13 protein-coding genes and 4 tRNA genes are annotated in these 13,203 nt (G+C 59.3%); 5 read left to right on the forward strand and 12 right to left on the reverse strand.

What is annotated here, in order from left to right; translation table 11 throughout:
- Positions 1-14 precede the first annotated feature (14 nt).
- The 6 genes from JIO00_RS20650 to JIO00_RS20675 all read right to left on the reverse strand — a co-directional run bounded on the left by JIO00_RS20650 (position 15) and on the right by JIO00_RS20675 (position 3,475).
- Positions 15-341, reverse strand: coding sequence for a hypothetical protein (locus tag JIO00_RS20650; RefSeq protein WP_200666754.1), 327 nt, complete (start codon positions 339-341; stop codon positions 15-17).
- 439 nt (positions 342-780) lie between these two features.
- Positions 781-1,188, reverse strand: a complete 408-nt coding sequence (locus JIO00_RS20655) for a sel1 repeat family protein (protein WP_077748156.1) — start codon at positions 1,186-1,188, stop codon at positions 781-783.
- Entirely contained in the window at positions 1,189-1,560 is a 372-nt protein-coding gene (locus JIO00_RS20660) for a hypothetical protein (RefSeq protein ID WP_003223109.1), read from the reverse strand.
- A complete protein-coding gene (locus JIO00_RS20665) occupies positions 1,557-1,898 on the reverse strand; it encodes a helix-turn-helix domain-containing protein (protein ID WP_200666755.1) in 342 nt (113 codons plus the stop codon). Before JIO00_RS20665 ends, JIO00_RS20660 begins: the two co-directional genes overlap by 4 nt.
- A 114-nt stretch (positions 1,899-2,012) precedes the next feature.
- Positions 2,013-2,468 carry a YkvA family protein gene (locus JIO00_RS20670; RefSeq protein WP_010456751.1) on the reverse strand — a complete coding sequence of 152 codons (456 nt, stop codon included), beginning with the start codon at positions 2,466-2,468 and terminating at the stop codon, positions 2,013-2,015.
- Between the two features lie 293 nt (positions 2,469-2,761).
- The gene (locus tag JIO00_RS20675; RefSeq protein WP_010456752.1) at positions 2,762-3,475 is read right to left on the reverse strand and encodes an FKBP-type peptidyl-prolyl cis-trans isomerase; all 714 of its coding nucleotides are present in this window, start codon (positions 3,473-3,475) and stop codon (positions 2,762-2,764) included.
- A 271-nt stretch (positions 3,476-3,746) separates the two neighbouring features.
- Here JIO00_RS20675 and JIO00_RS20680 point away from each other — a divergent pair, with 271 nt between their 5' ends.
- Positions 3,747-5,555, forward strand: a complete 1,809-nt coding sequence (locus JIO00_RS20680) for a di-heme-cytochrome C peroxidase (protein ID WP_200666756.1) — start codon at positions 3,747-3,749, stop codon at positions 5,553-5,555.
- Positions 5,552-6,685, forward strand: coding sequence for a catalase family protein (locus JIO00_RS20685; protein WP_083376028.1), 1,134 nt, complete (start codon positions 5,552-5,554; stop codon positions 6,683-6,685). Before JIO00_RS20680 ends, JIO00_RS20685 begins: the two co-directional genes overlap by 4 nt.
- Positions 6,686-6,770: 85 nt before the next feature.
- On the opposite strand, the gene JIO00_RS20690 is transcribed toward JIO00_RS20685, so the two are convergent.
- From JIO00_RS20690 to JIO00_RS20705, 4 genes are all read right to left on the reverse strand, one after another.
- Positions 6,771-6,847: transfer RNA gene (locus tag JIO00_RS20690), tRNA-Asp, on the reverse strand.
- Between the two features lie 19 nt (positions 6,848-6,866).
- Positions 6,867-6,942 (reverse strand) — tRNA-Val (locus tag JIO00_RS20695).
- 189 nt (positions 6,943-7,131) lie between these two features.
- Positions 7,132-7,208 (reverse strand) — tRNA-Asp (locus tag JIO00_RS20700).
- A gap of 18 nt (positions 7,209-7,226) precedes the next feature.
- Positions 7,227-7,302: transfer RNA gene (locus tag JIO00_RS20705), tRNA-Val, on the reverse strand.
- A gap of 160 nt (positions 7,303-7,462) precedes the next feature.
- On the opposite strand from JIO00_RS20705, the gene rdgC reads away from it, so the two are divergent.
- The 3 genes from rdgC (at position 7,463) to sugE (ending at position 9,928) form a co-directional block, all read left to right on the forward strand.
- Positions 7,463-8,383 (forward strand): recombination-associated protein RdgC, encoded by a 921-nt coding sequence (gene rdgC, locus JIO00_RS20710; RefSeq protein WP_077749804.1) that lies wholly within the window; start codon positions 7,463-7,465, stop codon positions 8,381-8,383.
- A gap of 145 nt (positions 8,384-8,528) precedes the next feature.
- Positions 8,529-9,494 carry a bile acid:sodium symporter family protein gene (locus JIO00_RS20715; RefSeq protein ID WP_077749803.1) on the forward strand — a complete coding sequence of 322 codons (966 nt, stop codon included), beginning with the start codon at positions 8,529-8,531 and terminating at the stop codon, positions 9,492-9,494.
- A 119-nt stretch (positions 9,495-9,613) separates the two neighbouring features.
- Positions 9,614-9,928, forward strand: coding sequence for a quaternary ammonium compound efflux SMR transporter SugE (sugE, locus tag JIO00_RS20720; RefSeq protein ID WP_010456757.1), 315 nt, complete (start codon positions 9,614-9,616; stop codon positions 9,926-9,928).
- Positions 9,929-10,053: 125 nt separating this feature from the next.
- Here sugE and JIO00_RS20725 read toward each other — a convergent pair whose 3' ends face one another.
- Both JIO00_RS20725 and JIO00_RS20730 read right to left on the reverse strand, forming a co-directional pair.
- Positions 10,054-11,940: an MFS transporter gene (locus JIO00_RS20725; RefSeq protein ID WP_200666757.1), complete on the reverse strand. Its 1,887-nt coding sequence runs from the start codon at positions 11,938-11,940 to the stop codon at positions 10,054-10,056.
- 99 nt (positions 11,941-12,039) lie between these two features.
- Positions 12,040-13,191 (reverse strand): TDT family transporter, encoded by a 1,152-nt coding sequence (locus tag JIO00_RS20730; protein ID WP_145305829.1) that lies wholly within the window; start codon positions 13,189-13,191, stop codon positions 12,040-12,042.
- Positions 13,192-13,203 lie beyond the last annotated feature (12 nt).

Genomic DNA, 13,203 nt, shown 5'->3' on the forward strand with positions numbered 1-13,203 from the left:
AAAAATCTCTGGATTCAATCCGCTACTGACCACGCCCCCAGCCGCCGCCCAACCACATCCAGCACATCACAGCCATCGCGCAACGGAATGGCGCAAAGCAACGCGAAGTCGCTGAGGATCATGGAATCGCATTCAACTGAACCGCGCATGGAGAGGTTCTCCAGCACTTGGGTGACGGCTCGGATTCGGTAGCGGGCGGCGTCGGTCAGAATATCGAGTGGCGCATGGGTGTCGACGAACAAGGTGGGCATGTCGCTGCAGTTGCTTGTCAGCGCCATGAAGCGGTTTTTCGGATGGGAAACTGGCTTTTCGTAGGGTGGATCAGGATGAAGTGTTGGCATTTGAGACCTTCCGATGACAATGGGAGCTGCCAAAAACCTTCCTACAGGCTTGGGTGGCAGCTATACGCGGGGTAGGAATACCGAGCATCGGAGACTCGACCACGCCGAAGCGTGCCCGCGCACAGCCGCCGCAATAGATGTTACGGACGCACATTAACGGCCGCAAATCAGGTTTCGACGCTTACGCAATACCGATGCCGAAAGGGTTCCTACACCCCACCACTGAGTGTTCAGTGACCATCAAAGGCTATCGGGTGAACTTCCTTCGCACCAGTTCATGAAAGCCGCCACAACTCGAAGGAAATCTCCGATGGTTTTCCACAGCATTAAACGCGCAGCACTTTGCGGGGGAATAATCAGGAAAGAAGTCAGGAGAAGCTGAGAACTGCGTAGGGTAAATCCCTGATCAGCCATGACTGGCTACAAAAACCACCCACGCCTACTTCGCGTCCTCCCGAGACGCCAGCTCTTTAAGCTTCATCTCAGCCAACGGATGCCCCGCCTTCGCCGCCATCTCCCAGAATCTCGCCGCTTCCACCGGATCCGGCGCCTTGCTCGGCGTCCCCGCCAAACTGATCACTCCCACCTGATACGCCGCTTTGCCATCCCCCGCCAAAGCCGCCAGGCGCAGCAATCGCACACCCTCCTCGCGAGCCCCAAGGCCAACGCCACGAAAGGTCAGGATGTGGCCATAGAAGCTTTGCGCGCCGACATCACCCAGATTGGCCATCCGTGCGAACTGACCTTCGAGCCAGCTCCAGCCGCGGGGCTGTCGCACGAACCACGACCAGTGAAACAATCGGCGGGCCAGCCAGTAACTGGCCCGTGCCTTGAGGCGTAAAAACACTCAGGCCTCCGCCGATTCCGGGTATTCGTATTCGAACACGCGCACCACTTCCGAAGCGTGCCATGAGGCGGCGGCGACACCGTCGGACGGTCCCGAGAAACGCCCCAGACGCTCGACACATTCGAAGAAACCGGTGCGTGGCAGGCGGCTGGCGCCCTGGCTGATCACCAGCGAGCTGCGCAGCGGCTGCTCGGCCTTGGCGTCCAGCGCTGCCAGATGCTCCAGCGCAGCGGTGAGGGTTTGCATGGCCGGCGTGGGCAACTGCAAACGTTCCAGCAAGGCTCGATAAGTCAGCAGATGCCGTTGGCGGCGGGCCTGATCCAGCTCACCCAACAACCCGTCCCAATGTTGACGACTGATGCGGACGCTCACGATTCATCCCTCCACCCTGGCACCGTCAGTTCCCAGGCCAGACTGCGGCGAATCGCAGCGTCGGGTAGACGCTCGCCACTTTCGATCAGGGCCAGATAAGACGGGCTGATGCCTACCGTGCGGGCCAGCGCCTCGATGGCGATGCCCTTCCCTTCGCGCAAACTGCGTAGTTGATCCAGATCTGGAAGAATCGGGTCTGATGATGTTGCTTGACGCGCCGGCGTGTCGGGCGCCGGTTGTTGGTTGATGCCTGCTGCTTTCAGTAGAGCCTGGTACTGAGCCCACGGCAAAACCGCGTATTCGGGCTCGCCTTCGCGTGTGATTATCTGAATATCCATGACTTCCCCGTAGGACAACGACACTTAGCGAGTCGGCACTTTTCCCTAGAAGTGTAATCCTAACAGCGGCCACGGTCGCGGGGGGTATGAATATAAGGACGATCCTCAATCGAATCAGGTTTTTTTCGGGCCTTGAAGCTGAAGTTGCTCAGGTGTATCGGGGAGCCGCTCCACCACCGCAAGCTTCTCCGGCAACTGACGTTTGCGCCAGGCACGGAACGCATTGAGTTCATCGTCGAGGACTTTCATCAACCAGGCTAGCACGGCAATGTCATCCAGCATGCCGAATACCGGGATGAAGTCGGGGATCGCATCCACCGGACTGAGGAAGTACATCAGGCCGGCCACCACCGAGATCAGCGCCTTCGGGCTGATGGCGCGGTACTCCCCACGCCAGTAGGCCAGGCACAGTGCCTGCATCAGGCGCAGATCGTCCTTGAGTTTGCCCAATCGGTTGCCCTGACTGGCCCCTTTGCTGGCGACGGCGAACAGCAGGGTCGGCAAACGTCCACGGGCAAGCAGGCGTCCGGCGAGTGGCAGGAAACGAGCGAAATTCCAAGGTGCTTTCATCATTCCTCCCGCTGAAATGTTATCCACACAAATTGTGGATAACCTTGTGAACAGAGCTATATTTCACGGCTGAAAGCCCCGTTTCATAAGGGCTCAACTCAGATCGGGCGTTTTTTACTCACATAAAAAAACCCAAGATTTCATTGACTTGGCGCGCCGGCGCGGCTAGCACGGCGTCCTCAATGGCTATGACTGCACCGTACAGCATCCGTTCGCTTTGTTTACCCTCGCTGAACGCCAGATGCAACAACGCCCCGCATAAAGCGAGGCGTTGTTTTTAAAGCAGACGCTGATTACTTGGCGGCGTCTTCTTTTGCTGGATCCTTGATCGCCAGCAGTTCCAGGTCGAATACCAGCACCGAGTTGGCTGGAATCGCCGGGCTTGGGCTTTGGGCGCCGTAGGCCAGCTCGCTAGGAATGTACAGCTTGTACTTCTCGCCAACGTGCATCAGTTGCAGGCCTTCGACCCAACCCGGAATCACGCCGCTGACCGGCAGATCGATCGGGCTGCCACGGTCGACGGAGCTGTCAAAGGTAGTGCCGTCGGTCAGCTTGCCGGTGTAGTGAACAGTCACTACGTCGGTCGGCTTTGGCTGTGCGCCATCAGCTTTCTTGACCACTTCGTATTGCAGGCCCGAAGCAGTGGTGGTGACACCCGCTTTCTTGGCGTTTTCTTCGAGGAATTTCTTGCCGGCGGCTGCCGACTCTTCGCTCATTTTGGCCATACGCTCTTCAGCACGCTTCTGCAGTGCTGCGAAGGCTTCGACCAGTTCTTCGTCCTTCAGCTTCTGTTCTTTCTTGCCGACGGCGTCTTCGATGCCTTGGGCTACGGCTTTGGAGTCCAGGTCATCCATGCCTTCCTGAGCCAGGCTCTTGCCCATGTTCAGGCCAATCCCGTAGGAAGCTTTTTGCGCCGGGGTTTTCAGCTCTACGCTGGTCTGCGAGTCACAACCCGCAAGTACCAGGCTAACCAGGGCCACCGCCGCCGCCAACCGATGCTGTTTCATGCTATTTCCTTGTTCATGCGCCTAAAGGGCAATCGAGTAAAGCCGCGAGCTTATCAGGCGGCCACGACCAATGGCTACCGGCATGAGAGCAGGAAACTTCTGATAAGTTCAGGTGTTTTAACGCATTTCGGGATTGCAGCGATGAAGCTTCTGTCATCTTGGGCCCCACAGAGACGAATACCGGATCCCACAGCATCTGGCGTAATGGCCACTTGCCGCACCTCAAGCACTGAGGCATAAGAGAGCTACAAAATCGACAAGGATGTTTATCTTGCGCCTCTTATTCCGCCTGCTGGCGTTGTTCGCTGTGCTGCTGGGGCTGGGCCTCGCCGTGGTGCTGTACTACGTCGCCAACCCGAAATTGCCGACCTGGTCCCCCGCACAACAGGTGCATTACCTGGAACAGTGGAGCGCCGCCGACCGCCAGACTTACTACTTCACCCCCCAGGGCACTCAGGTCAAAGGCTTGCGCTATGACTGGTTCAAGGAACTCGAACTGCCCTTCTCGGAACATCGCTTCGCCGCCCCGGAATACCTCGCACGCTTTGGTTTCCTGATCGACCCCGAGCAGAAACCCACACCGAACAACCCTGCCAACTTGCCCGTGGGGTTTGCCCGCCATCAAAACCCCGGCAGCCAGGACGAGTTCCTCGACATCACCTGCGCCGCCTGCCACACCGGTGAATTGCGTTTCAATGGCCAGGCCGTGCGGATCGACGGCGGTTCGGCGCAGCATGTCCTGCCTTCCAGTGTTCCTACACTACGCGGTGGCAGTTTCGGACAAGCACTTGTCGCCAGTCTGGTCTCGACTTATTACAACCCGTGGAAATTCGAACGTTTCGCCCGCAACGTGCTGGGCGAGGACTACGACACCCGCCGCCAACAGTTGCGCCAGGACTTCAAAGCCTCCCTCAATACGTTCGTGAAAGTGGCCTGGAACGATACCCATCGCGGGCTCTATCCGACCGAGGAAGGCCCCGGCCGCACCGACGCTTTCGGGCGCATTGCCAATGCCAGCTTCGGCGATGCGATTTCACCTGATAATTACCGCGTGGCGGATGCGCCGGTGGACTACCCGCAACTGTGGGACATGTGGACCTTTGACTGGGTGCAATGGAACGGTTCGGCGCAGCAACCGATGGCCCGCAACATCGGCGAAGCGCTGGGCGTCGGTGCCACCCTGGATTTCTTCGACGCCAATGGCCAGCCGCTCAAAGGTGACGAGCGCTATCCGTCGAGTGTCCGCTTGCGCGACTTGCACCAGATCGAACAAACCCTGCAACGACTCAAACCACCGGCCTGGCCCGAAGCGCTGCTCGGCGCTGTCGATAAGCCTCTGGCCGTCAAAGGTCGCGAATTGTTCAGCGAAAACTGCGCCGGGTGCCACGTGCCTCGATCGGTCCAGACCAACGGGCGTTGGGTGCAACACCTGAAAATGCTGCCGGTGGATTACATCGGCACAGACCCGGGCGCGGCCAATAACATCGCCGACCATCGCTTCGACCTCAGCGCCTTGCAATGGGACCCGGCGGAGCTGGCGAAACTGGATGTGCAGTTGCAGCCGCCGCCCGCCGAACCGCTGGACATGAGCAAACTCTCGTCAGCCAAAGGCCTGGCCTACGTCACCGCTTTCGTCGGAAACCGTGCTTATCGCGAGGCGAAAATCCCCGAGGCCGAGCGTCCGGAGATGGATGGCTTCGGCCTGCCGATTGGCGTGCGTGAATTGCGCGCCTACAAGGCCCGTCCGTTGGCCGGCGTCTGGGCGACGGCGCCGTTTCTGCACAACGGTTCGGTGCCAAGCCTCTATCAACTGCTCTCGCCCCAGGATGAACGCGCAACGACCTTCTTCAAAGGCACGTTCGAGTACGACCCCAGGCACCTGGGCTATCGCACCGAGGCCTTTACCAATGGCTTCAAGTTCGACACGCGCATCACCGGCAATCACAACAGCGGCCACGAATTCCGTGCTGGCAAGTTGGGTAACGGCGTCATCGGTCGCCTGCTGCAACCGCAGGAGCGCTGGGCGCTGCTGGAGTATCTGAAAGTGTTGGGCGGCCCGTTGGAGGCACAATTGCCATGAGCAGACTGTGGATGTGGTTGGGCGCCTTTCTCGGCAAAACCCTGTTGTGGGTACTGGGCCTGGGAGTGCTCGGCTGGGCGCTGGCCACGGCGTGGTTTGCCTGGCAGCACAGTGGACCGGTATCCGCTGAAGAACTGATCCCGAATGGCGAAGCGGCGATGACTCAGGACATCATCCAGACGGCCGTGCGCATCGTCGATCAGCACCGGGAAAGCACCCGCTACCTGCGTGATGCGCACGCCAAGGCACATGGCTGCGTGAAGGCCGAAGTCCAGGTCCTGCCGGATCTGACGCAAGCGCTGCGTCAGGGCGTATTCAGCGAACCCGGCAAAACCTGGCAAGCGACGATGCGGCTGTCCAACGGCAATGCCTATCCACAGTTCGACAGTATCCGCGATGCCCGGGGCATGGCGATCAAGTTGCACGACGTGCCCGGCAAACAACTGCTCACCGATCAACAAAGCCGTGGCGAACAGGACTTTGTGATGTTCAGCCACCCGAATTTCTTCGTCAGCGATGTCGCCGAATACCGTCAGAATGTGGCCGCCCAGGCCGATGGCAAGAAGCTGATGGCGTTTTTCCCCGGATGGGATCCGCGCACGTGGCAGGTCCGTCATCTGTTTATCGCTTTGGCGACACTCTCCCCTGCGCCGGAAAGCCCGACGCAGACGACGTACTTTTCGGTCTCACCCTACAAGTTCGGTAACGCCAATGCGAAGTTTCGGGTGACGCCCGACCCTGACAGTTGCCCGGCCTACACGTTGCCGGCGCAGAACCAGAAGCTGCCGAATTTTTTACGCAATGCGCTGAATCAGCAGTTGTCGACGGATCGGGTGCCCGCGTGCTTTGTCTTGCAGATCCAGCGCCAGGATCCGGGCAAGTACATGCCGATCGAGGACACGAGTATCCAATGGAAGGAAAAGGATGCGCCGTTCGAAACCGTGGCACGGATCAGGCTGCCCGCCCAGGACTTCGACACGCCAGCGCTAAACGTGCAATGCGATAACCAATCGTTCAACCCGTGGTTCGGGCTTGAGGCTCATCGCCCGATTGGCGGGATCAACCGTCTGCGCAAGGCGGTGTACGAAGCGGTCAGCGATTACCGCCACAGCCGCAACGCCGAGCAATAAAGCCAAATCCAGGACAGCAAAAAGCCCGCATAAAGCGGGCTTTCTGTGTGGTGACCTGGCGTTCAGCGTTCCAGATTACCGAATATGGCGCAGCGGACGGGACTCGAACCCGCGACCCCCGGCGTGACAGGCCGGTATTCTAACCGACTGAACTACCGCTGCGCGTAGCGTTGAAAGTAAGTGGTGGGTGATGACGGGATCGAACCGCCGACATTCTGCTTGTAAGGCAGACGCTCTCCCAGCTGAGCTAATCACCCTTTACCTTCGTTGCGGGGCGCATTGTGCCACAGATTTTCGTAAAGTGTTGATTTAATTGAATAAATCTTCAAAAAAATCTGAAAACCGGTGAAACAACACATTCCGCAGGAACAACAGACAGAAAAAAACCCGCATTGAGCGGGCTTTTCCGTGGTGACCTGGCGTTCAGCGTTCCAGGTTACCGAATATGGCGCAGCGGACGGGACTCGAACCCGCGACCCCCGGCGTGACAGGCCGGTATTCTAACCGACTGAACTACCGCTGCGCGTAACACTAAAGCGAATGGTGGGTGATGACGGGATCGAACCGCCGACATTCTGCTTGTAAGGCAGACGCTCTCCCAGCTGAGCTAATCACCCTTCACTTTCGGTGTGGCGCGCATTCTACGGAGCGACCCAACCTCTGGCAAGCACTTTTTACAATAATTTTTGCAGGCCTTCCAAAGGCTTAGAGAAGGGTTGGCCTATGGCTTCGCTAAGAGAATAATGCCCCCCTTTGTATAAAGGAGAGACTCGCCCCATGTGGTTCAAAAACCTGCTTATCTATCGCCTGACCCAAGATCTGCCTTTTGATGCCGAGGCGTTGGAAACTGCACTGGCCACCAAACTGGCGCGTTCATGTGCAAGCCAGGAGTTGACCACCTATGGTTTCGTCGCGCCCTTCGGCAAAGGCGAAGATGCCCCCCTGGTGCACGTCAGCGGCGACTTCCTGCTGATCTCCGCCCGTAAGGAAGAGCGCATCTTGCCGGGCAGCGTCGTGCGTGACGCTGTGAAGGAAAAGGTCGAAGAGATCGAAGCCGAACAAATGCGCAAGGTCTACAAAAAGGAACGTGACCAGATCAAGGATGAAATCATCCAGGCGTTCCTGCCGCGTGCCTTTATCCGTCGTTCGTCGACCTTCGCCGCCATCGCGCCGAAACAGGGCCTGATCCTGGTGAACTCGGCCAGCCCGAAACGCGCCGAAGACCTGCTGTCGACCCTGCGCGAAGTGATCGGCACACTGCCGGTACGTCCGCTGACCGTTAAAATGTCGCCAACCGCGACCATGACCGAATGGGTCACCACCCAGAAAGCCGCGGACGACTTCTTTGTGCTGGACGAGTGCGAACTGCGCGACACCCACGAAGACGGCGGCATCGTGCGTTGCAAGCGTCAGGACCTGACCAGCGAAGAAATCCAGTTGCACTTGAGCACCGGCAAAGTGGTGACTCAGCTGTCGCTGGCCTGGCAAGACAAGCTGTCTTTCGTCCTCGACGACAAGATGGTGGTCAAGCGCCTGAAGTTCGAAGACCTGCTGCAAGACCAGGCAGAGCAGGACGGCGGCGAAGAAGCCCTCGGCCAGCTGGACGCCAGCTTCACCTTGATGATGCTGACGTTCGGCGACTTCCTGCCGGCGCTGGTTGAAGCGTTGGGCGGTGAAGAGCTTCCGCAAGGGATCTAAAAGCGTGTGATATCACTGTGGGAGCAAGCCTGCTCGCGAAGGCGTTGTGACAGTCGGCATTTATGTCGACTGATACACCGCATTCGCGAGCAGGCTCGCTCCCACATTGGTTTTTGTGGTGTTACTTAATAATAAGGATCAGGCCATGCGCGCCCTCGCTGCATTGAGTCGTTTTGTCGGCAACACCTTCGCTTACTGGGTACTGATTTTCGCGGTCGTGGCGTTCTTGCAGCCGACGTGGTTTATCGGCCTGAAAGGCGCGATCGTGCCGCTGCTGGGCCTGGTGATGTTCGGCATGGGCCTGACACTCAAACTCGAAGACTTCGCCGAAGTCGCTCGCCATCCGTGGCGCGTGGCGCTGGGCGTGGTTGCACATTTCGTGATCATGCCCGGCGTGGCGTGGTTGCTCTGCCAGGCGTTTCACCTGCCACCGGAAATCGCCGTCGGCGTGATCCTGGTCGGCTGCTGCCCAAGCGGCACCTCGTCGAACGTGATGACCTGGCTGGCACGCGGTGACCTGGCACTGTCGGTGGCCATCGCCGCCGTCACCACCCTCCTCGCTCCGCTGCTGACGCCGGCGCTGATCTGGCTGCTGGCCTCGGCGTGGCTGCCGGTGTCCTTCATGGAGCTGTTCTGGTCGATCCTGCAAGTGGTGCTGTTGCCGATCGTGCTGGGTGTGGTTGCCCAGCGTTTGCTCGGCAGCCGGGTGCGTCATGCGGTGGAAGTATTGCCGCTGATTTCGGTGGTGAGCATCGTGATCATCGTCACCGCCGTGGTGGCCGCCAGCCAGGCGAAGATTGCCGAGTCCGGCCTGCTGATCATGGCCGTGGTAATGCTGCACAACAGCTTCGGTTATCTGCTGGGTTACTTCACCGGGCGCCTGTTCAAGTTGCCGCTGGCCCAACGCAAATCCCTGGCACTGGAAGTCGGCATGCAGAACTCCGGCCTCGGTGCTGCGTTGGCCAGTGCGCACTTCTCGCCACTGGCGGCGGTGCCTAGTGCGTTGTTCAGCGTCTGGCACAACATTTCAGGGGCGTTGCTCTCGACGTATTTCCGTCGCATGAGCGAAAAACAAGACCGGGAAACCGCGGTTCAGCAAGCGGCCGAGTAATCCGAAAACTTGATCCCCGGGTTAATGATGGGCACTCTATGGCGCAACGCGAGGACGACCTCGCGGCTCGATCGAGTCATTAATCTGGGGACGACCCCGTCAATCGATGGAGGTCTTTCATGTCCTGGATCATTCTGTTTTTCGCCGGCCTGTTCGAAGTCGGCTGGGCCGTCGGCCTGAAATACACCGACGGTTTCAGCCGCCCTCTCCCCACCGCATTGACTGTTGCCGCCATGGCCATCAGCCTTGGCTTGCTGGGCCTTGCCATGAAGGAATTGCCGCTGGGCACGGCCTATGCGATCTGGACCGGTGTGGGTGCGGTGGGCACGGTGATCGCCGGGATCATTTTGTTTGGTGAATCCATGGCGCTGTTCAGGCTGGCCAGTGTGGCGTTGATTATTGCCGGGTTGATCGGGCTCAAGGTCAGCGCCTGACCTTTAGATCGCCGTCGCGGGCAAGCCTCTTTCCTGCAGGGTTTCTGGCGCATCCCGAATGATGGATATGCCACAAACCCCGCAGGAGCGAGGCTTGCCCGCGAAGAGGCCCTCACAGTCACCGACTATCTAACGGCCCCACGCAAATCCCCGACCATCGCCTGCAACGTCGCCTGCAACGTCGCCGGCTCCGCCGCCTCAACCGCCACCGCCGGCCCCGCCACCAACGTCACCCGCGACCACAACCGACGAAACAAGCCTTTGCCCGGATCGCGGCTGAAGAAACTCCCCCACAACCCTTGCAACGCCAGTGGAATGACCGGCACCGGCGTCTCTTCGAGAATGCGCACCAGCCCGCCCTTGAACTCACTCATCTCCCCGTCAGCGGTCAACTTGCCTTCCGGGAAGATGCACACCAGTTCACCGTCCTTCAGGTATTGAGCGATACGCGTGAAGGCTTTTTCGTAGATTTGAATGTCTTCCTGGCGCCCCGCAATCGGAATCGTCCCCGCCGTGCGAAAGATAAAGTTCAGCACCGGCAGGTTGTAGATCTTGTAGTACATGACAAAGCGAATCGGCCGACGCACCGCACCGCCAATCAGCAACGCATCCACAAACGAAACATGGTTGCAGACCAGTAATGCCGCGCCTTCATCCGGGATCAAATCGAGATTTCGATGCTCCACGCGGTACATCGAATGGCTGAGCAGCCAGATCAGGAAACGCATGGTGAACTCAGGCACGATGCTGAAGATGTAGGCGTTGACGCCGATGTTCAGCAGCGACACCACCAGAAACAGCTGCGGAATCGACAGCTCGACCATGCTCAGGAGCACGATCGAGACAATCGCCGACACCACCATGAACAGTGCGTTGAGAATGTTGTTGGCGGCAATCACCCGCGCCCGCTCATTCTCGGGGGTGCGCGACTGAATCAGCGCATACAGCGGCACAATGTAGAACCCGCCGAAAATCCCCAGACCCAGAATGTCGATCAGCACCAGCCAGGCGTGACCAAAACCAAGGATTTCGATCCAGCCGTGGCCGGCAACGCTGTCTGGGATACCGCCGGAATGCCACCACAGCAGCAAGCCAAAGACAGTCAGGCCAAACGAGCCGAACGGCACCAGGCCAATCTCGACTTTGCGTCCGGAGAGCTTCTCGCAGAGCATCGAACCGAGCGCGATCCCCACGGAAAACACCGTCAGAATCAGCGTCACCACGGTCTCGTCGCCGTGCATCCATTCCTTGGCATAGGCCGGGATCTGCGTCAGATAAATCGCCCCGACAAACCAGAACCACGAGTTGCCGACGATGGAACGCGACACCGCAGGCGTTTGCCCCAGGCCCAGTTTCAAAGTGGCCCAGGATTGGCTGAAGATGTTCCAGTTCAGGCGCATTTGCGGCGACGAGGCCGCTGCCCGGGGAATGCTGCGACTGGCCAGGTAGCCGAGCACCGCGACAGCGATGATCGCGGTGGACACGATGGGCGCGTAATGACTGGACGACATCATGATCCCGGCGCCGATAGTCCCGGCGAGGATCGCCAGGAACGTGCCCATTTCCACCAGCCCGTTGCCACCCACCAACTCTTCTTCACGCAGGGCCTGGGGCAGGATCGAATATTTCACCGGCCCGAACAGCGCCGAGTGCGTGCCCATGGCAAACAGCGCCACCAGCATCAGCGACAGGTGATCGAACAGGAAACCCACGGCGCCGACCGCCATGATGGCGATTTCCCCGAGCTTGATCAGTCGAATCAGCGCGTCCTTGGCGAACTTTTCCCCGAACTGGCCGGCCAGCGCCGAGAACAGAAAGAACGGCAGGATAAACAGCAACGCGCACAGGTTGACCCAGATCGAACGGTCACCGTCGATGGTCAGCTTGTACAGAATGGCGAGGATCAACGACTGCTTGAAGATGTTGTCGTTGAACGCCCCGAGGGACTGCGTGACAAAGAACGGCAGGAAGCGCCGGGTGCGAAGCAAGGTGAACTGTGAGGGGTGGCTCATCTTCCATGGGTCCCTGAGATTGGGTAAAGAGTGGCTTGGCGATTTGCTATTGGAATGTCGAACGTCGATCCAGGCCACACATTACCTAATCTTTGCGGCTTATTTCTTTAATCCTGCAATGCACGGCGAGACAAACAACTCACCCCGCCACGCGCCCCGCACTGTGCGTTTCGAGACAATCAGCCACATCACCGCCAGCATCGCCACCAGCACGCAGCCAAAGACATTGAAAAACGCCAGGTTCAAGGTGCTGCCCAGTTTCAACGTCGTCAGAGAATAGACGCCCAGCGGGAAGGTGAAGCCCCACCAGCCCAGGTTGAACGGGATACCGTCGCGCAGGTAACGCACGGTGATCAGCACCGCCATCAGCATCCACCAGAAGCCGAAGCCCCACAGCGTGATCCCAGCCACCAGGCCCAACCCGGCTGCAATTTCACCGATGCCCGGCAGGCCGTTGGCCGCAAAGATGGCCGGCGCATCGGCGCCCAGCAGCAACATGCCCAACGCCCCGGTGCCGATCGGCCCCAGCGCCAGCCAGCTGGAGGCGGCCATGTTTTCGTGCGGCAGTTTATGCAGCGCCATGCGCAGCAACAGAATGGTCAGAATGCTGAACGCCACCGGCAGGGAAAAGGCCCACAGCACGTAGCTGGTTGTCAGCACCACCAGTTGCGAATGGGCATCGGTCAAGTGCGGTGCCAACAGGCCCCCACTGGCGGCCGCCACTTCCGCCGCAACCACAGGCAACAGCCAGACCGCTGTCATCTGGTCGATGCTGTGCTCCTGACGGGTGAACATCATGTAGGGAATCAGCACACCGCAGGCCAGCGACATGACCACATCGAGCCACCACAGCACCTCGGCGACATGAATCACTCCATCGCCCCAGCGCGGCAAGCCGAACACCAGGAAGCCATTGATGATGGTCGCCAACCCCATGGGGATGGTGCCGAAGAACATCGAGACCGTGGAGTGACCGAAGATCCGCCGAGCCTCATCGAAGAACAGCACCCAGCGTGCCGTGTACGCGGCGGTGAATAATACGAACAAGCAGATATTGAGCAGCCAGAGACCTTCGGCCACCGCCTTCAGTCCGGGTATGGCGACGGGCAATTGCGCCAGCGCCAATGCCAGCACGCCCGTGCCCATGGTTGCGGCGAACCAGTTGGGCGTGAATTGGCGAATCGCCTCAAGCGGGTGCTGCAAATGGCTGAACGGTCTTGAACCGAGGGTGGTGCTGTTGGGGCATGTCATGGTGAATTCCTC

The sequence above is a fragment of the Pseudomonas sp. SW-3 genome (assembly GCF_016615645.1).
In the GTDB taxonomy this organism is placed as follows: Bacteria; Pseudomonadota; Gammaproteobacteria; order Pseudomonadales; family Pseudomonadaceae; genus Aquipseudomonas; species Aquipseudomonas mandelii.